General features: G+C 60.5%; 18 protein-coding genes and 1 pseudogene. 6 read left to right on the top strand and 13 right to left on the bottom strand.

Annotation, left to right across the window (positions count from 1 at the left end):
• Positions 1-6: 6 nt before the first annotated feature.
• Positions 7-678 carry a peroxiredoxin gene (locus ACE2AA_RS09525; RefSeq protein ID WP_141261061.1) on the bottom strand — a complete coding sequence of 224 codons (672 nt, stop codon included), beginning with the start codon at positions 676-678 and terminating at the stop codon, positions 7-9.
• A 90-nt stretch (positions 679-768) separates the two neighbouring features.
• Here ACE2AA_RS09525 and ACE2AA_RS09530 point away from each other — a divergent pair, with 90 nt between their 5' ends.
• From ACE2AA_RS09530 to ACE2AA_RS09540, 3 genes are all read left to right on the top strand, one after another.
• Entirely contained in the window at positions 769-1,692 is a 924-nt protein-coding gene (locus ACE2AA_RS09530) for an MBL fold metallo-hydrolase (protein WP_395369576.1), read from the top strand.
• Between the two features lie 57 nt (positions 1,693-1,749).
• Positions 1,750-3,036: an FAD/NAD(P)-binding oxidoreductase gene (locus ACE2AA_RS09535; RefSeq protein WP_141261065.1), complete on the top strand. Its 1,287-nt coding sequence runs from the start codon at positions 1,750-1,752 to the stop codon at positions 3,034-3,036.
• Positions 3,037-3,209: 173 nt separating this feature from the next.
• The gene (locus tag ACE2AA_RS09540; protein ID WP_395369577.1) at positions 3,210-3,779 is read left to right on the top strand and encodes a DUF1643 domain-containing protein; all 570 of its coding nucleotides are present in this window, start codon (positions 3,210-3,212) and stop codon (positions 3,777-3,779) included.
• A 43-nt stretch (positions 3,780-3,822) separates the two neighbouring features.
• Here the strand turns inward: ACE2AA_RS09540 and ACE2AA_RS09545 are convergent.
• Together ACE2AA_RS09545 and dinB are read right to left on the bottom strand one after the other, a co-directional pair.
• Positions 3,823-4,518, bottom strand: a pseudogene (locus tag ACE2AA_RS09545) (SDR family NAD(P)-dependent oxidoreductase).
• A gap of 169 nt (positions 4,519-4,687) precedes the next feature.
• Positions 4,688-5,773 carry a DNA polymerase IV gene (gene dinB, locus ACE2AA_RS09550; protein ID WP_395369579.1) on the bottom strand — a complete coding sequence of 362 codons (1,086 nt, stop codon included), beginning with the start codon at positions 5,771-5,773 and terminating at the stop codon, positions 4,688-4,690.
• 413 nt (positions 5,774-6,186) lie between these two features.
• On the opposite strand from dinB, the gene ACE2AA_RS09555 reads away from it, so the two are divergent.
• The 3 genes from ACE2AA_RS09555 to ACE2AA_RS09565 all read left to right on the top strand — a co-directional run bounded on the left by ACE2AA_RS09555 (position 6,187) and on the right by ACE2AA_RS09565 (position 8,067).
• Positions 6,187-6,879 (top strand): YfdX family protein, encoded by a 693-nt coding sequence (locus ACE2AA_RS09555; RefSeq protein WP_141261073.1) that lies wholly within the window; start codon positions 6,187-6,189, stop codon positions 6,877-6,879.
• A 127-nt stretch (positions 6,880-7,006) separates the two neighbouring features.
• Entirely contained in the window at positions 7,007-7,600 is a 594-nt protein-coding gene (locus ACE2AA_RS09560; RefSeq protein ID WP_395369581.1) for a hypothetical protein, read from the top strand.
• Positions 7,601-7,824: 224 nt separating this feature from the next.
• Positions 7,825-8,067, top strand: a complete 243-nt coding sequence (locus ACE2AA_RS09565; RefSeq protein WP_193557671.1) for a hypothetical protein — start codon at positions 7,825-7,827, stop codon at positions 8,065-8,067.
• A gap of 42 nt (positions 8,068-8,109) precedes the next feature.
• Here the strand turns inward: ACE2AA_RS09565 and ACE2AA_RS09570 are convergent, their stop codons facing one another.
• The 10 genes from ACE2AA_RS09570 to tolB form a co-directional block, all read right to left on the bottom strand.
• Positions 8,110-8,550: a hypothetical protein gene (locus ACE2AA_RS09570; protein WP_395369583.1), complete on the bottom strand. Its 441-nt coding sequence runs from the start codon at positions 8,548-8,550 to the stop codon at positions 8,110-8,112.
• 312 nt (positions 8,551-8,862) lie between these two features.
• A complete protein-coding gene (locus tag ACE2AA_RS09575) occupies positions 8,863-9,588 on the bottom strand; it encodes a response regulator transcription factor (RefSeq protein ID WP_141261079.1) in 726 nt (241 codons plus the stop codon).
• 138 nt (positions 9,589-9,726) lie between these two features.
• Positions 9,727-10,530: a bifunctional hydroxymethylpyrimidine kinase/phosphomethylpyrimidine kinase gene (thiD, locus tag ACE2AA_RS09580; RefSeq protein WP_141261081.1), complete on the bottom strand. Its 804-nt coding sequence runs from the start codon at positions 10,528-10,530 to the stop codon at positions 9,727-9,729.
• A gap of 3 nt (positions 10,531-10,533) precedes the next feature.
• Positions 10,534-11,892: a phosphoglucosamine mutase gene (gene glmM / locus ACE2AA_RS09585; RefSeq protein WP_395369585.1), complete on the bottom strand. Its 1,359-nt coding sequence runs from the start codon at positions 11,890-11,892 to the stop codon at positions 10,534-10,536.
• 51 nt (positions 11,893-11,943) lie between these two features.
• Complete coding sequence (folP, locus tag ACE2AA_RS09590; protein WP_395369587.1) at positions 11,944-12,981, bottom strand: dihydropteroate synthase; 1,038 nt, start codon at positions 12,979-12,981, stop codon at positions 11,944-11,946.
• Positions 12,982-13,216: 235 nt separating this feature from the next.
• A complete protein-coding gene (gene ftsH / locus ACE2AA_RS09595) occupies positions 13,217-15,157 on the bottom strand; it encodes an ATP-dependent zinc metalloprotease FtsH (RefSeq protein ID WP_025439397.1) in 1,941 nt (646 codons plus the stop codon).
• A 131-nt stretch (positions 15,158-15,288) separates the two neighbouring features.
• Positions 15,289-16,563 (bottom strand): tRNA lysidine(34) synthetase TilS, encoded by a 1,275-nt coding sequence (tilS, locus tag ACE2AA_RS09600; RefSeq protein WP_395369589.1) that lies wholly within the window; start codon positions 16,561-16,563, stop codon positions 15,289-15,291.
• A 17-nt stretch (positions 16,564-16,580) separates the two neighbouring features.
• Positions 16,581-17,327: a hypothetical protein gene (locus ACE2AA_RS09605; RefSeq protein ID WP_141261091.1), complete on the bottom strand. Its 747-nt coding sequence runs from the start codon at positions 17,325-17,327 to the stop codon at positions 16,581-16,583.
• Between the two features lie 111 nt (positions 17,328-17,438).
• Positions 17,439-17,909 (bottom strand): peptidoglycan-associated lipoprotein Pal, encoded by a 471-nt coding sequence (gene pal, locus ACE2AA_RS09610; protein ID WP_141261093.1) that lies wholly within the window; start codon positions 17,907-17,909, stop codon positions 17,439-17,441.
• 248 nt (positions 17,910-18,157) lie between these two features.
• The gene (tolB, locus tag ACE2AA_RS09615) at positions 18,158-19,522 is read right to left on the bottom strand and encodes a Tol-Pal system beta propeller repeat protein TolB (protein WP_141261095.1); all 1,365 of its coding nucleotides are present in this window, start codon (positions 19,520-19,522) and stop codon (positions 18,158-18,160) included.
• Positions 19,523-19,545: the final 23 nt, after the last annotated feature.

Below are 19,545 nucleotides of genomic sequence, written 5' to 3' on the forward strand. Positions count from 1 at the left end.
GGCGCGCTAGCGCGTGCGGCCCGTATCGGGCACGCTGTTATAGAACCAGCATTCACCCGCAGCCTTGCGCACACCGGCCTGCGTGGTAGGCACTGGCCTGACCACATCACCACCCGGCACCCAGCCCTCGGGTGTCATGACGGCGTTGCCGGCACTGCGGCGCAGGGCTTCGACAAGACGGAGCAGTTCCTCCACCGAACGGCCGACAGACATGGGATACCACATCACGGCACGGACAATGCCATCGGGATCGATCACGTAGCACGCGCGCACGGTCGCACTGTCCTGCGCGGTCTGGTCCAGCATGCCATAGGCGCGACATACCGCCATGGAGGGATCTTCCACCAGCGGAAAGGGAATCTCGACCCCGAAGCGTTCGTATATCGTCTCCAACCACGCAAGATGCGCGTACAGGCTGTCAACCGACAGCCCCAGCAGGGCGCAGTCCAGCGCATCGAAACGGTCCTGCGCCTTGGCCAGCGCCATGAATTCGCTGGTGCAGACCGGCGTGAAATCCGCCGGGTGCGAAAAAAACAGAAGCCAGCGCCCACGGAAATCCGACAGGCGTATCTCACCTTTCGTTGTGCGGGCCTGAAAGTCCGGCGCCACGTCACCAATACGCAACGGGCGTGCTTCGATCACGCCGCCGGTTGCGGGAATGCTGCCCTCGTTACTCATACCCTGCCCTTTTGCATCTGTCGCGCCTTGACGCAAGCCATCTTATAACATACATTTATTATGTAATTCATAAAGTATGGAAAATATTCCATGACCGACCCTGTCATCGCGGCCGCCACCAGCCAGATCACAACATGCCGCGCCACAGGCCATATGCCTGTTGTCAGGACGTTTTTTGACGATCCGACCTTCACTGCCACACATGTCGTCCATGATCCGGCCACCATGGCCTGCGCCGTTGTGGACAGCGTGATGGACTACGACCCCGCATCCGGCCGCACCGACCACGCCATGGCGCAGGAAATCGTGGATTACGTGACGGCGGAAAAGCTGAAGGTGGAATGGCTGCTGGAAACCCACGTCCATGCCGACCATCTGTCCGCAGCGCCGTGGCTGCAGGAACGGCTGGGCGGAAAGCTGGGCATCGGGGAATCCATCATCCGCGTGCAGGACATCTTTGGCAAAATGTTCAATGCGGGCACACGCTTCGCGCGCGACGGGTCGCAGTTCGACTGCCTGTTCAGCGACGGGACGCAGTTCATGCTGGGTTCACTTCCCGTCATCGCCATGCATGTGCCTGGCCACACACCCGCGGACATGGCTTATGTGATCTCGGACGCCGCCTTCATCGGTGATACGCTGTTCATGCCCGATTACGGCACCGCGCGCGCCGATTTTCCCGGTGGCGATGCCCGCACGCTGTACCATTCCATCCGGCGGCTGCTTTCCCTGCCCGATGAAACCCGTGTTTTCCTGTGCCATGACTACAAGGCGCCGGGACGCGATGAATATGCGTGGGAAACCACAATCGGCGCGGAACGGCGCGACAATGTCCACGTTCATGACGGCGTGGATGAAAATACATTCGTCACGATGCGTACCGCACGCGACGCCACGCTGTCGCTGCCAAACCTGATCATGCCTTCGGTGCAGGTCAACATGCGTGGCGGGCACCTGCCCGAACCGGAAGACAATGGTGTAAGTTATATCAAAATTCCGGTCAGCGGCTCATGACATCCCTGCCGCAGCCGATTACAGCCGATCATTCATTCTGAGTTACGGAGACCCTTCATGACAGATACCGACGCAGCCGCCCCGAACCTGTCCAGCCCCGCACACGGGCTGACCTATGATGTTGTCGTGGTAGGCGGCGGGGCGGCCGGCCTGTCCACGGCTGCCAGCATCCTCAGGCGTCGGGGCGGTATCACGGTCGCGATCATCGAGCCGTCGGGATCACATTTCTACCAGCCGGGCTGGACACTGGTGGGCGGCGGGGTATTCAAGCAGTCCCAGACGCGCCGTTCGGAAAAGCGGCTGATCCCCGCGGGTGCCGACTGGGTGCAGGCGGCGGCGACCGGGTTTGAACCCGAATCGAACCTTGTCCACCTGTCGAACGGGTCGTCCATCCGCTACAACGTGCTGGTTGTCGCCACCGGCCTGACGCTGGACTGGGACGCAATCGAGGGGCTGAACGAAACGCTGGGCCGCAACGGTGTGACATCCAACTACCGTTACGATCTTGCCCCCTACACATGGCAACTGGTGCAGACGCTGGGCCGTGGCAATGCCATATTCACCCAGCCACCCATGCCCATCAAATGCGCAGGCGCCCCGCAGAAGGCGATGTACCTGGCCTGTGACGCATGGCGCAAGCGGGGGCTGGCCGACAATATCAACGTCTCCTTCCACACCGCCACGCCGGGGCTGTTCGGGGTGAAGGAATTCGTGCCGGCCCTTATGGAATACATCCAGCGCTACCACATCGACCTGCGCCTGAAATCCAACCTGACGAAGGTGGATGGCAAGAACCGGGTCGCGACCTTCACCAACGTAGCCGAAGACGGAACCAAGACCACGACCGAGACGGAATTCGACATGCTGCATGTCGTCCCGCCCCAGCGCGCGCCGGATGTGATCCGCAACAGCCCGCTGGCGGGTGAAGGCGGCTGGGTATCGGTTGATCCCGCCACCCTGCGGCATACAAAATACGAAAACGTCTTCGCGCTGGGTGATGTTGCCGGCACGTCCAACGCCAAGACGGCGGCAGCCGTGCGCGTGCAGGCCCCGGTGGTTGCAGTCAACGTGCTGGCCACGCTGGACCACAAGCCTGCCGTCGCCGATTACAACGGTTACGGCGCCTGCCCGCTGACGGTCGAACGCGGCAAGATCGTGCTGGCGGAATTCGGTTATGGCGGCAAGCTGGAGCCGACCCTGCCGACATGGCTGCTCAATGGCCAGAAGCCCACGCATCTGGCATGGATGCTGAAGGAATGGGTCATGCCGGCGCTGTACTGGGATGGCATGCTCAAGGGGCGTGAAATCATGGTTGCCCCACACAAGATCGGCACGCCACGCTGAGGACTCGTTTCAAGACAGATCATTGATAAAAAATAATAAAATTTTTGGATGCCGCCTTTCTTAAAAAGGCGGCATTCTTCCTGAAGCTTTTCGAAAGACAGTTTTCCGTCCGATAGGATGATGCATGGCCGCATGGGGTAGACCTTCACGCGGCCATGCGTATGAATACGGCCATGGATACCAAGCCGTCTGCCACCCACCATGTGGGGTCTTCCCGTCCGCTGCGCCTGGCCGATGATGTGGTCAGCCATGCCGTCTATGGCGGCCGGGACAGATGTTACCGTTACGAACTGACCCGCACGTGGGATGCGGACCGTCCCGCTGTCATGTGGCTCATGATGAACCCTTCGGTCGCGACCGAGGACGGGGACGACCGCACCGTGGCCAAGTGCCAGCGTTATGCACGTGCATGGGGATACGGCACGCTGCTGGTGGGCAATACGTTCGCCTATCGCTGCACCGACCAGAAACGCCTGACGGAAGTGCCCGACCCGGTTGGCCCCGATAATGACCGTCACCTGCTGGAAATGGCGCGCCGGGCCGATCTGGTGATCGCCGCCTATGGCTCCCCCCAGATCAAAAGCCTGCTGCCGCGGGGGCCGGAAGTGGTACGGATGCTGCAGCAGCACGGCATTACCGTCAGCGCCATGCGCCTGAGCCGCCGTTCGGGCCGGCCGGAACATCCGTTATACCTGCCCGCCGACCTGCGTCCCGCCCCCCTGCCCGCCTATCCGCCTGCCTGAACGGCTGCGACGGAACGCGGCGGACGTTGTGCGGGCTGCCGGGTCAGAAGCTTTCTTCTGCCCGGCAGTTGACCGGCACTTCGGAAATGCTGACCTCGTTGGGCGATGTGACAAGGAAATGGGCAATACGGCCGATTTCCTCCGGCGGGGTCATTTTCAGGTCCGGCATCATGCCAGCCACCATGTCCGTCTTGACGAATCCCGGGCAGATGACGGTAGCGCGGATGCCATGGTCAAAACCTGCATGCCGGATGGCGTGGGCCAGCGCCAGCGACCCGAATTTGGACACGGCATAGGCTCACGAATCCGCATCATAGACACGTTTGCTGGACAGTGAACCAATCACGATCACCCGCCCCTGTCCACAGGCCACCAACTGGTCCCATGCGGCGGCCACAAGCCTGCGGGGGCTTTTGATATGGACTTCCAGCATGTCGTTCATATCACGTTCGGAAATGTCGATGACGCTGTTCCATGTCCCGATGCCCGCATTGGCCACGACAGCGTCAATCCGTCCGAAACGGGCCTGTGTCTCGGCTACCCATGCCGCTTCGGTCGTGGCGTCAAGGGCATCATAGCTGGAAACCAGCACACGCTCCCCATCCGCCCATGCAGGCATGTGGGGGGTACGCATGCCAAGGCTGACACACCAGCCCTCGTCATGAAATTTGCGGGCGATGGCGGCTCCCATGCCACGTGCGGCACCCGAAACCATAATGACCCGTGTGGATTCTACCATCTAGGCTTTTCCTGCATCCTGTTTGTTATCGATACAGGTACCATCCTTTCACATGACGAACGATCTGACGAATTCATATGCACGCCGTAACGAAAAGAACGCCATCATGCCCTTAGACAGATAAAAGTTCATGGATGCCGCCTTTTTTTCAAAAAGGTAGCATTTTCCTTTACCCGAACAGTGCCAGTTGCCGGGGCGCAGGCTGTGTATCGCGGGTGCGCAGTCCCGATACGGTAATGCCCAGTAGCCTTATGCCCCGTGGCGGAGGAAAGCAGGGGGCCAGCAATGCCTGTGCCCGATCCGTAAGATCGATTGCGTCATGCACTGGCTCCTCCGCCGTGCGCCCACGCACGATCTGGCGGAAATCGTTGTATTTTACTTTTACTGTCACGGTAACGCCCGTCAGGCTGCGGGACGTGCAGCGGTCCCAGACACGTGCCGACAGGTCCACCACAATATCGCGTGCCATGGGCCAGTCATGGATATCGGCTTCGAATGTTTTTTCGGCTCCCACCGAACGGCGCGGACGATTGACCTCGACCGGGCGTTCGTCGATTCCGCGCGCGATGCCATAATAGAAATCTGCCGCCTTGCCAAAATGCCGCAGCAGGCGGGACAGTGGCTGCTGCCGCAGGTCCAGTCCCGTGCGAATGCCCAGCGCATGCATCCGCGCCGCCGTGGCCGGGCCGATGCCGTGAAATTCTTCCACCGGCAGGGCCGCCACAAAATCGCCCCCCATACGCGGCGTTATGACAAACTGCCCGTCCGGTTTGCGATAATCCGACGCCAGCTTGGCCAGGAATTTATTGTAGGACACGCCTGCAGATGCGGTCAGCCCCGTTTCCGCGCGGATCAGGTCACGAATGGTCTGTGCAATTGCCGTGGCGGATGGATAGGGCAGCAAAGGACGGGTGACATCCAGATAGGCTTCATCAAGCGAAAGCGGCTGGATCAGCGGGGTAAAACGCGAAAAGATGTCATGAACCTGTGCCGAGACGGCGCGATAGACATCAAAGCGCGGTGGCACGAACACCAGGTCAGGGCATTTACGTAGCGCGGTCACGGACGGCATGGCCGAACGGACACCGAAACGACGGGCTTCGTAACTGGCTGCGGCAACCACCCCACGGCGGCCCAGTCCCCCTACGGCAAGGGGCCTGCCCCGCAGGGCCGGGTCATCGCGCTGTTCAACCGAAGCATAGAATGCATCCATGTCTACATGGATGATACGGCGGTGCGCAGGCTGCTGCGTCACGGCGCGCCATCCGCCTGCTGGCATGGCGTGCCGCGCGCGGCCACGCCCCGATGGGGCATGGCCGGCACGACATTACGGCGGATCAGCCGTTGCACTTCTTCTTCTTAAGGAAATACGCGATGACACCGGCGATCGCGCCAAGAACCAGGATGCCCTTGAGGCAAGGGGACTTGGAAGGGCACTTGGTTGTACATTCAGACATGGTTCATTCCTTGATAGACAGGTCCGTTCCAGACGGGAACGACACCGTTTCATACTAACGCATGGCGGAAACATGACCATACCGCATTTTACACCGATTGCGCCCGGTCAGGCCTGACATGCGAAGACAGGGCAGCGGCATTGCGTTGCTACATCTTTTGTTACATCTGGCGCCGCGCGATGATGCGGTGACAGAGACCGGAGTATGAACCATGAAGAAATTCGCCCTACTGCCTGCCGCAGCCCTGATGATGGGAACCGCGCTGGGTGTTGCCCATGCCGTCCCTTCCAACGGTCGTGCCGTCAACCGTGACTTCGCCAAGCTGTCGGCGGATGGCAGCCGTGCATTTGACGACATCGCCATGGCCCGTACCGCACTGGCCAATAACGACCCTGCCGGTGCGGCAAAGCTGCTGACCGACGCCAACAATGCCCTGACCCGCGCCAAGAGCGACAACAAGGTGTTCATGAAGGCGGAAGCCCAGCTGACCCCGCCCAGGAAGGCCCCGGCCGGCACGCCCGCGCCCTCCGCCGCGGCTTCCACCCAGCCTGTCGCGTGGCTGCCGGTTGATGGCGAATATATCGTGACCGAGGACCTTGAGCCCACATCCACCAAGGGTTCGGCCGTGGCGTCCGCCAATACCAGCCTGAACAAGGGCCAGACCGCACAGGCGGCGCAGAACCTGCAGGTTGCGGCCGTGGATGTTGACTTCGTCCTGGCCATCGCCCCGCTCGACGCCAGCGCGGGCGATGTCTACCGTGCATCCAACCTGCTGGCAGGCAAGGACACCAAGGGCGCCGACAGCGCACTGCAGGAAGCACAGAACAGCATCCGCTTCGTATCCGAAGACATGGTCGGCTCCCCCGAAGGCCAGGGTAGCGGCAAGAAATCCGCTGCCCACTGATACGCAGTCGTTTCCGGTCGTTTTCATGCACTGCATGCTTACGTCATATGCCGCTTTCCGGTCAGGAAAGCGGCATTGCCTGCCTGACCGGCTACGGACAGCCTGCCTTACCGCTGCATATGTCGGCATGGCCTGCGCGGTCCTGTCGGCCCGGCCCGCACGGGCAGGTGGCGAAATCGAGCTGTGCCTGGAACAGCACGCGGTGGAAAACGCCTTTGTACAGGATACGCCAGCGCGTGGCCCGATCCATGTACCTGCGGGCACAGCGTTCAGCTATGCCGGGCATGCCTTCGGGCCTGCATCCGACCCGCTGGATCGTGCCCACGCCGCCCCGGACGGGGATGGATGGCGGAACGTCACACCAGCGGAAGAAGCGCGCCGTCGCCAGTTACAGATGGAAGATATCGGGGGGGACGGCGATTATCACCGTCCGCAGGCGGCCCTCATGACCACAACGGCAACGACCCTGTCCCGTGCCCACCCCTGCGCGCACATTGGTGCGATGGCGCTGTTGTCCGATGACTGGACATGGACAATGGATACCATCCCGGCCCGTCCCGACATGTATTTTCAGGTTTATGGCACGGTCACCAATGACCAGCTTGACCCGACATTCAACAATGATGCCGATCCATTCCAGTGGACTGCCGCGCATGGCGGCCTGAACGCAATCGTTACCCAGACCATTGACCAGTCACTGACCCTGCATTCAGGGAATTAGTATTACACGAATTTAAATAATATACTGCCTTATACTCCGACCGTCGCGAACCGTTCCATAACCTGCGCAACATGCCCATCCGGAATGTTGCATTCAGTTACCGGAAAGGCGGATGACCGAAGATGGTGGTATAACATAACATGCATGCTAAAGGTTGTTTTAACAGCCCTGTTGGCAGGCTGGACAGTTCCTGGCAACCGATATGGGAAACTATGGAGAACGGGATGGCCCTTTACCAGTCCGCACAGTTTGTTGATACGTGGACCGATCCTGAATTCGACAAGATCCATCCCCCTCGTACCGTAGCACCCCATTCCGGCATTTATCGCTGTGTTGGCTGCGGCGTGGAAATTGCCGCAAGCGAGGGGCATCTCCTGCCCCCCGCCCATGCCCACCCGCACCGGCTGGGTACACGCGAAGCGTGGCAAATGGTGGTCTATGCCGACCACCGCCCCAAAATAGTGTGAAATATCACTGAACAGGTGCGGTACACGGATGTACCTTACCCTTTACCACCAGCCGCCACCCCATGGGCCGCCCCAGCCGCCACCCCAGCCCCACATGCCCCAGTTCCATGAAGCATCCTGGTACATATCGGCGGTCATCTGCTGCTGGTCTGCCAGGTTCTGGGCCTGCACATAGGACATGTACCGTCCATAGGCCGCCTGGTTACCGACATACAGGCAATTACATACCTTGGGGTCGGAATAGACATACAGCATGTGATCCCCGAACGATTTCTGAAGAAACCGATTGGGGGGAAGTTTCTGCAGCATTTCCTGACGTTCCGGCGTATTGGCGGGACGGGCGACAAACCCTGCCGCAGCCAGGCTGTTTTCCTTGTCCACAATCTGGTCATGCACGCTTTCGCACGCCGTCAGGCCACCAGCCGCCGCAACCAGCAATGCGCCGCCAGTGTATAGGTTCCTGAACCTTTTCCTGTGTCCCATCGACATTCTGCCTGTTTCCATCCTGTTAATTCCCGCATCCTGTCCCATGCGCGAAACGGAATAAAGATGTGACAGAAAAAACATATGCATTATTCCGACCGACTTTGATTTATCTCATGTCCGGGGGTGGAACACCAATGCAATAACAGCAGGGCGATGGGGGCATCGCATATCGAATCATCACTTTAAAACTCAGGCAGGCTCACCATACGGTGGCCTGCCTTTTTTAATTACTACCAGATTCAACTGTTATCCATGCCTTTTTTAAGGCACGAGGTGCCAGAAAGTCATCCAGCGACAGCCATGCCGCGGTCAGAAAACCGCTGCATGCGTCTTGGCCTGTTCAGGGGGCACTGCAAGCGGACTGCCTTCATCACGCAGGACGTAACCCTGTCCCCATACGGTGGAGATAAGCTGCCCTGCCCCTGCCATCTGCAGTTTTTTGCGCAGCTTGCAGATGAAGACGTCAATGATCTTCATTTCCGGTTCATCCATGCCGCCATACAGGTGATTAAGGAAGGCATCCTTGGTCAGCACCATGCCCTTGCGCAGCAGCAACAGCTCCAGGATCATGTATTCCTTGCCGGTCAGGTGTACATTCTGGCCATGGACCGTGACTTCCCGGCTGTCCAGACTCAGCTCAAGCTCCCCCGCGCGCAGCGTTGGTTCACTATACCCCTTTGATCGCCGGATGACCGCCTGCATCCGTGCGGTCAGTTCCATGGATTCATAGGGACGTGTCACATAATCATCCGCACCGATGGAAAATGCCTTTACCTTGGCCATGGCGGTCCGTTCTTCCGACAGGACCAGCACCGGGGTGGGTACACGTGCGGCCCGGCTGATGCGCAGGACTTCATACCCATCCAAATCAGGAAGCCGGACATCAATAACAGCAAGATCGTAATTGTACGATTTCAGCATGCCCAGCGCATCATGCCCCGTATCGACATGATCGACTGTAAATCCACCTTTTTCCATATGCCGGGTGGTCTCTTCGGCTTTTCGTGCAACAGGCTCAACAAGCAGGATCCGCATATCGACCATCCAGTAGATATTTTACAACAAAACCACCTATAAGTGCATTGTAAATTTAGGACAACCTAAAGTTGATAATATATTACTCTCCTGTTATGACGATTATGAATTAATACCATTCGCTTTATTAATTAAATATTAATATCCCCACATCGTCATTCCAGCCGTATGGTCCAGTGGCCCAGCCCCCGCACCATAACCGGGAGCCCCGGCAATTGCCTGCTGCACATAGGCACGTGCCCGTACTACCGCATCACGCAGGGGCATGCCCTGCCCCAGGCCGGTTGCAATCGCACTGGCCAGCGTACAACCGGTTCCATGCGTATGGCGGGTATGGATGCGCCGGGTCACGAATTCTTCCGCTACGCCGCCACGTTCCAGCAGCACATCCACCAGTTCATCCCCTTCCATATGCCCACCCTTGAGCAATACGGCACGCGGTCCCAGAACCAGCAGGTCGTATGCTGCAGCAATCATTTCCGCCCGGTTCCCGATCCGTCGTTCCAGCAGGGCCTCGGCTTCCGGCAGGTTGGGGGTCAGGACGGATGCAAGCGGCAACAGCCGCGATTTCAGGGTAGACAGCGCACTGTCCTGCAATAACGCCGCCCCCCCCTTCGCCACCATGACCGGGTCAAGGACGTAGGGAATATCAGCGGAGGTCATCAGTACACTGGCGATGGCTTCGATCGCTTCGGGACGATCCAGCATGCCGCTCTTGAACGCATCCACGCCCAGGTCATCCATGACGCAGCGCATCTGCGCGATTATGAAAGCGGGCGATACCGGCATCACTTCCTGCACACCCAAGGTATTCTGCGCGGTCAGCGCCGTCACGGCGGTCATGGCGAAACCACCCAGCATGGTGACGGTCTTGATATCCGCCTGGATACCGGCTCCGCCCCCGCTATCGCTGCCTGCCATGATAAGGATACGCCCACGCATGGATCAGCCCGCCATCTGGATCGCGTTGATTGCGTCGCACATATCCTCGACCACTTCTTTCACCAGCACTTCATCTTCCGCTTCCGCCATCACGCGCACCAGCGGTTCAGTCCCGCTTTCACGCAGCAGCAGCCGGCCGCGTTCCCCCAGGCGTTTTTCCGCGGCCTTGCACGCTTCGTGCACCTGCGGGTCCTGCAGCGGGCTTTTTCCGGCAAAGCGGACATTCTGCAAAAGCTGGGGATAGGGTTTGAACATGCGGCAGACCGCACTGGCGGGACGGCCGGATTCAACCACTTCCGCCAGTACCTGCAGGGCGGCGATCAGCCCGTCGCCCGTCGTGGCGAAATCGGACAGAACCATGTGCCCTGACTGCTCGCCACCGATATTAGCGCCGAGTTCACGCATCTTTTCGACCACGTAACGGTCACCCACCGCCGTGCGGACCAGTTCCAGCCCCTGTGTTTCCAGATAACGCTCCAGCCCCATGTTGGACATGACGGTCGCCACGATATACCGGCTGGACAGTCGTCCCTGCCGCGCCCATGACTTGGAAATCAGGGCAAGGATCTGATCACCATCGATCAGACGGCCCTTTTCATCGGAAATCAGTACCCGGTCGGCATCCCCATCAAGGGCTATGCCGATATCCGCGCGGTGCCGCAGCACGGCGGCACACAGGGCTTCGGGCCGGGTTGAGCCACAGCCTTCGTTGATGTTGATGCCATCGGGGTCACACCCGATCCGCACAACCTCTGCCCCCAGTTCCCACAATGCCGTAGGTGCCACACGGTAGGCCGCGCCATTGGCGCAGTCGATCACGATACGCAGTCCGTCCAGCCGCAGCCCGCGCGGGAACGATGATTTGGCGTTTTCCACATACCGTCCCGCCGCGTCATTCAGACGGGATGCGCGACCGATCTGGTCCGGGGCCGCCAGCATGTGGGTCAGGTCGGAACCCATCGCCGCCTCGATCCCGGCTTCCGTCTCATCCGACAGCTTGAAACCATCCGGGCCGAACAGCTTGATGCCGTTATCACCATACGGGTTATGCGACGCCGAGATCATGACCCCCAGATCCGCGCGCAGCGAACGGGTCAGCATGGCAATGGCAGGTGTGGGCATTGGTCCCACCAGCGTCACATCCATGCCCGCCGACAGGAAACCCGACACCAGCGCACATTCGATCATGTACCCCGACAGGCGCGTATCCTTGCCCAGCAGTACGCTATGGCGATGCGTCCCCTGAATGAAGCGAAGGCCGGCAGCCTGTCCCAGCTTCTGTGCCACTTCGACCGTCATGGGAAAACGGTTGGCGGTGCCCCGAATTCCATCAGTACCGAACAGCTTTCTTGTTTTTACCATTACTGGGGATCTCCGGATGCATTCAGGTCGTACACCGACCTACCTTACCTGTCAGTGACGATCCAGCCCTTGGCAGACCCGCATGGCCTGCATCATGGCCGTAACGTTATGAACGCGCAGCACGGTGCCTGCAAAAACCAGTCCCGGCAGGCTGGCGGCAATGGTGGCCGGATCACGACGGGCCGCATCCGGCTGGTCACAGATTTCACCCAGCATGCGCTTGCGTGAAACGCCCAGCACCACCCGACAGCCCAGATTGGCCAGCAACGGCAGGCGGGCAAGCAGGTCCAGATTGCCCTCCACCGTCTTGGCAAAACCGATACCGGGATCAACCAGTATGCGCGTCCTGTCGATACCGGCGGCCACCGCTTCGTCCACCCGCTGCGACAGTTCACGCACTACATCCACCGCAATATCATCATAGGCCGTATGGTCACGCATGGTTGCAGGCGTGCCGCGCATGTGCATGAGCATGACCGGGCAGCCATGCCGCGCTACCACGCCACGCGCCGCCGGATCATATGTCAGGGCCGAGACATCATTGATGATATTGGCCCCTGCCCCCAGCGCACGGTCCATGACCATGCCCTGTCGCGTATCAATGGACAGGAGCAGGTCATCAAGGACAGTGCATTCCCGCACCGCATGGATAACCGGCCCGATACGCCGCCATTCTTCTTCCGCGGTCACCGGCGGGGCACCGGGACGGGTGCTTTCGCCGCCAATATCAACAATCCGGCATCCGGCCGCATACATCGCCTGTATGGATTCCAGCGCGGGGGCAACGCAGTAATGCCGTCCCCCATCGCTGAAACTGTCGGGGGTGACATTGATGATTCCCATTACCTGCGGCCCGGGCGGCAGACCGGCATCAGGAAATCCCGTGCTGACCCTGTCCACAACCCCCGCCCATTGTGCAGGAATGGCGCGAACCGGAAAGATATGTCCGTCTTTCCCCCCACCCCACAGGCGCGCCAGCGTATAGGCGGATGCCCCCCCCGCCAGCCAGCGGGCCAGACCAGCCGCCACGGCCTGCCGGGCGGCTTGCCCATGCAGCAGGGCAAGGGGTTCAATCAGCCAGTCGTTCATGATCATCCTGTCAATGCGGGTATCCGGGAAAGCATTTTTCGGAAACCGGTTTATCCCAAGAATGGTTCTAACGGCTTCGGACAATGCCGCCTTTATTAAAAAAAGGCGGCACCCAAAAACTTTTATTACTTTCCTATCAAGGGATTATTTCAAACAATTCCTTATGCTTCAGATACAAACATGGCGGGGCAGCCATGGGCCACCCCGCCATCTTCTTCCGTCCAGATCAAATGTCCTAGCCAGCCGGCGCCGTGCCGACTCCACCGCCACCTTCCGGCGCGGGCAGCGGCGCCACCGGGGCGGAAGGGGCCGAAGGCGGCACGGACGGACGCCGGTTTTCCGGCATCGGGTCATCCACCACCACGCGCTCGATCTTCTCGCCACGCAGTACCTGCCGGATTTCCTCACCCGTCAGGGTTTCATATTCCAGCAGGGCGCTACCCAGACGGTGCAGCTGGTCAATATGTTCCAGCAGCAGGCTACGGGCACGATCGTATGCGGCGTCGATCAGCTTGCGGACCTCATTATCGATCTCGCGGGCTGTTTCCTCGGACACGTTCTTGTTCTGCGTGACACTGTGACCAAGGAACACTTCCTGTCCGTTACCGCCATAGGCCACCATGCCCAGCTTTTCGCTCATGCCCCATTCGGTCACCATGCGGCGGGCCACGTCGGTCGCCATCTTGATGTCGCCTGAAGCGCCGGTAGATACATTGTCCGGGCCAAAGATGATTTCCTCAGCCGCACGTCCACCCATGGCCAGCGTCAGCTTGCCGATACACCATGACCTGCTTTCGGAATAACGGTCTTTTTCCGGCAGGCTCATCACCATGCCCAGCGCACGCCCACGCGGAATGATGGTCGCCTTGTGAACCGGGTCGGAACCGGGGGTCAGGATGCCTACCAGCGCATGACCACCTTCATGATAGGCGGTCATCTTCTTTTCGTCCTCGGTCATGACCAGGGACCGGCGCTCGGCCCCCATCATCACCTTGTCCTTGGCATTCTCGAATTCCAGCATGGCGACAGTACGCTTGCCAAGCCGGGCCGCCATAAGGGCCGCTTCATTGACAAGGTTGGCCAGATCCGCGCCAGAGAAGCCGGGCGTGCCACGGGCAATGACCTTGGGATCCACATCGGATGCCAGCGGTACCTTGCGCATATGGACACGCAGGATCTTTTCGCGGCCTGCCACATCGGGGTTGGGCACCACGACCTGACGGTCAAAACGGCCGGGACGCAGCAGGGCGGGGTCCAGCACGTCGGGACGGTTGGTCGCAGCAATCAGGATCACGCCCTCATTGCTGTCAAACCCGTCCATCTCGACCAGCATCTGGTTCAGGGTCTGCTCGCGCTCGTCATTCCCGCCGCCAAGGCCCGCGCCACGGTGGCGGCCGACAGCGTCGATTTCGTCAATGAAGATGATGCAGGGCGCAGCCTTCTTGCCCTGTTCGAACATGTCACGGACACGCGACGCCCCCACACCCACGAACATTTCCACGAAGTCGGAACCGGAAATGGTGAAGAACGGCACGTTCGCCTCACCCGCGATGGCGCGGGCCAGCAGCGTCTTACCGGTGCCGGGAGGACCGACCAGCAGCACGCCCTTCGGGATCTTGCCACCCAGGCGGGTAAATTTCTGCGGATCACGCAGGAAGTCGACGATTTCCTGCAGTTCGCCCTTGGCTTCATCAATGCCGGCCACGTCGTCAAACGTTACGCGGCCCTGCTTTTCGGTCAGCATCCGCGCACGCGACTTGCCAAATCCCATGGCGCGCCCGCCACCGGACTGCATCTGGCGCATGATGAAGATCCAGGCACCCACCATAAGCAGCAGCGGCGCATAGTTGATGAGGTAACGCAGGAAGGGGTTCGTGTCGCTTTCCAGCGGTTTGGCCGCGACCTCCACCCCCTTGTCCGTCAGGCGGGAAATCAGGGTCGGGTCCTGCGGCGCGTACGTGTCGAACGAGGTGCCATCCGTCAACGTGCCGGTAATATTATGTTCCTGCACCACGACAGACCGGACATGTCCGCTGTTCACGTCTCCGATGAAATCGGAATACGCCAGTTGCTGCGATGCGTGCTGCACGCTTCCCGGCTGGAAAACGTTAAACAGCAGCAGCAACAGGACGATGATGATAACCCACAGGGCCAGGTTGCGGCCGAAATTGTTCATCTTGCCTACTGTTCCATGCGCTGGCCCCTTCGTCATCACCCCACGCGGGCAGACGAACAGACGCCACGTTCACTACGTCCTAACATACATAGGACGATCAAGGGACATTCACACCCCCAATCCGCCACCTTTTATGACAATGGATCAGAAGGTCCGTCATCGGGAGCACAAAACATGGCTCCGGGCAGCACGGGATGGGGTGGCTGGTTCACAAAAACTGCATCGGCCACGCAATCCTGCGTGCACAGCCCCATATGCGGAACGGCCATTACCCGTCCATCATGCCACAGCGCGGGTAGCGTGCGCAACACGCGCGCGGGCCAGATGGAACGCGACCGGCCGGCAGGCCACCATGACGCCACGGCCCCAGCTGCCCCCATGGTCCACCCCGGCATCACGGCGTGCGTCCGCAGCACGAAGCGCCGATCCCATATAATGCCCGCGCGGGCAGGTATGGGGGGCGCAAGCGCCGATTCCTCACGCGCGATGATCCACTGCCCATCACGCCACGGAATGATGGCCGCACCCGCCAGGGTTGCGGGCCGGGGCGTATGGGCCAGTCTTTCGACAGCCTCGCGCCCCGGCGGGTAATCCCGTCCCCCAATCACGCCGATCAGGGCGGATAGCAGTCGTGCGGACGCCAGCCCCGCCGGCAGCACCACCCAGCCCCCGCAATGGAACCGCGCATGGGCCGCAAGCCACCGCGCATCCGCCGCATCACGCGCCATACGCCCTGCCCCTGCGTGCCGGGCCCCGGCCAGCAACTGCGCGGCGTGCGCCCCATCATGCGCCAGCGCCTGCCGCGCACGCGCCCGTTCCGTACGCAGGTCATGGTTTGACGGGTCTTCCACCCATGCCACCCCTGCCGCGCGGACGGTGGCATACAGGGCAGACTTGGGAATTCCCAGCAAGGGCCTGACAAGCCGCACATCGGTTACAGGAATCTCAGCCGCCATGGCCGCCAGTCCGTCATTCCCACTGGCGGCGCGCCTGCGCATCATGACCGTTTCAGCCTGATCCCCCGCATGATGGGCCACCAGCAGGTCCAGCGCCCCGATTTCGCGACAGGCGGCAAACAGGGCCTGATAGCGCATGCGCCGGGCACGTTCCGCCATGCGGGGACCGCGCACCAGCCCCGTCAGGGACAGCAGGAGACCGGGGATGCCAAGCGTGGACAGCCGGGCCAGGGTCTGCACGGCTTCGGATCGGGATTCGGCACGCAGGCCATGATCGACCACCAGCGCAACCACATCACGCCGCCATTGCCGCGCAAGAATGGCCAGCGCCATGCTGTCCGCCCCCCCCGATACGGCAACCGCAACTGGCACGCCCTGACCCGGCCATGGGCCAAGGGCCACCATCATGGCAGAAAAATGCGACGGATTAACCGCTTCAGCCGAAAGCACCAGCGCCCTGCCGCAGGTCAGCTACACTTGGCGCGCTTACGATAAACCTGTTCGGCGGATTTGATACGGGCGGCGGGTTCAGGAAACTCACTGGACAGCTTGTCCAGCGCCTGACAGGCCGATGCCCTGTCATTCAGCGCCACAAGCGTCGCTGCCACCCCCAGCAGGGCGCTGGGTGCGCGCTGGCCGTGCGGCGCACGGTTATAGGCGTCATAATAGGCCAGCGCCGACTGACGATACTGTTTCTGCCCCGCCAGTGACTGGGCCAGAAGATACTGGGCATCCACCTGTCGGGGCGATTTGGGACCGGACAGAACCTGCTGTGCATCAGCCTGCGCCGTGGCGTAATCCTGTTTCAGCAGCGCGTCATTTCCGGCTTTCAGCACTTCGTCAGGCGTGCGCTTGGCAGATGCAGCGGCCGGGGCCGCAGCCGCTGCGGTGGCAGGCGGGGCAACGGTACTGGCACCAGCACCGCCATGGCCATGCTGCATGGCGAAGTTCATGTCCTCGATCTGCTTGTTCATGGTTGCGTTCTGCTGCTGGACCTGATTGGTCAACTGGTCGATCTGACCGCGCATTTCCCGCGTCTGGTCTTCCAGCGCATTGACGCGGTCAAGCAGCTGCAGGGTCAGATTGCCGCTATTGTCAGCAGCCTGCGCCAGCCCCATGCCCACCAGCGAGACCCCACCGGCCAGCACGCCCACCCTGCCCCACCGTCGGCACAGGGCGGGGACCGAAAGGAAACATGACATCACAGACTGCATGGACCAAACCCTTTGAAACACAAGACATGCATACCTAAAACAAAACCGGCCGAGCGATAAGCGCCCGGCCGGTTCCATAACTGTCACGCCATAAAAAGCGTGGGCAGAAACTTACTGTACCGCCGTGATGGCGTTACGGTTCTGGGCCCAGGACGCTTCGTCATCGCCAACAGCGGTCGGACGGTCCTTGCCATAGGAAATGGTGGTGATGCGCGATGCATCGACACCCTTTGCCACCAGGTAGTCATGCGCCGCGTTGGCACGACGTTCACCCAGCGCGATGTTGTATTCTTCCGTGCCACGATCATCGCAGTTACCAGCGATCTGCACGTGTACCTGCGGGTACTTGGCCAGCCAGGCTGCCTGCTTGTCCAGCGTTGCCTTCGCATCGCTCGACAGCGTGTTCTGGTTCAGCGCGAACAGCACGCGGTCACCAGCGGTTGCAACCAGGTCAGCCTCGCTGCCCGGGGCCGGGCCGACCTGCTGCGTGGCGGCGCCCGTGTTCACGTTCTTGTTCGCATGATCGGAACAGGCAGCGAGAAAAAGGGCCATGCCGGCCGCACCGAGAAGCTTCAGTTTCATTACTTTTGATCCTGGATCGGTTTCATTGCTTGAAACCATTTGTTGAATTTCCGGATTTAAATATAGAACGGTCCCGAGTCTCGTTGCGCCCTGCCAAACAAACTGTCCAAACAGAAACTCGCGATCGCTGGAAACCGCCGCTAGCATAGAGATAAAATCCGGCCACAGTCAATGTTGGACAAACACATACCCGCCATTTGTTAAATGATTAGGTAGCGGAATATTATCTGCCCAACACATTGAAAGAATTACTTGTTCAGCGGCGACCATGTCGGATCGGACGCACTGCCCGCCGGCAGGGCCCGTTCATGGAAGCCGGTAATATCAATTGTATTGATACCTGTTGCAAATCCGGCACCATTGCTGCCTGCCGAACTCTGGCGACAGAAGGCCAGCACACGGCCATTGGGGCAGAAAGTCGGGCTTTCCACCGTAAAGCCCTGCGTCAGGATCCGCTCCCCCGTTCCGTCGGGGGCCATGACCCCCAGCGAGAAACTGCCATTGGCAATACGTGAAAACGCGATCAGGTCGCCACGCGGGGACCAGACCGGGGATCCATAATGCCCGTGGCCATAGGAAATCCGCTTCGCGTCGCCGCCCGCAGCACTCATGATATAAAGCTGCGGAGAGCCGCCACGATCGGAGTTGAAGACGATCTGCGACCCATCGGGGCTATAGGACGGGCTGGTGTCAATCGCACCGGAGGACGTAAGCTGCCGCCGCGCCATCGTGGCCAGGTCCACGGTATAGATATCCGACCCGCCACCACGCGTGACCGACAGGACCACGGAACGTCCATCCGGGGCGAAACGGGGCGCAAAGGAAATACCTGAAAAATCACCCAGCAGTCTCTGCTGTCCGGTATTCAGGTTGAACAGGTAAACACGCGGCCTATAGTTGGCATACGACATGAATGCCAGCTCACTATTTGCCGGATTGAAACGCGGCGTCAGCGTCAGCCACTGCCCGTTGGTCAGGTAACGGCTGTCCGCCCCGTCCTGATCCATGATGGCCAGCCGGGTGGTCTGGCGCGCGCGCGGGCCGGAACGGGCGATATAGGCAATGCGGGAATTGAAATATCCCTGCTCACCCAGCAGGCGGCCATAGATCACATCAGCAATCACATGCGCGATGCGACGCCAGTCCTGGGCAGATGCGGTATAGGCCGTGCCCTGGATCTGCTTGCCGGTCACGACATCCCACAGGCGGAATTCCACCCGCAGGCTGCCGCCCTGGTCCATGACCCTGCCGGTCATGGCTGCGCGTGCGCCCATGGACTTGTAGCTGCCGAAATCAGGCGTGCCCTGCGGCATGCTGGCGCTGATGGGACGGAACAGGCCACAATTTCCCAGATCAGCGGAAATGACATCCGTGATCTGCTGCGCCACACCACTGCCCAGCGAAGGCAGGACAATGGGAATGGGTGCCGTGCGGGCCTGGTCCACCGTGATTTCGGCATCGCCCGCCTGCGCGTGGGCGACACCCGCGGCAAACAGCGGCGTGGCCATAAGGCCCCCGGCCACACCAGCCCCCATGAAACCGCGACGGCCAAAGGCCGCGGCCAGCCGATCGGCATCATCATCGGGAATCAATGGCTTTACGCTTGACGTCATTTTCCTCTCCTCGCCTTCGTCCA

The organism is Komagataeibacter diospyri, from assembly GCF_043995075.1.
GTDB lineage: Bacteria > Pseudomonadota > Alphaproteobacteria > Acetobacterales > Acetobacteraceae > Komagataeibacter > Komagataeibacter diospyri.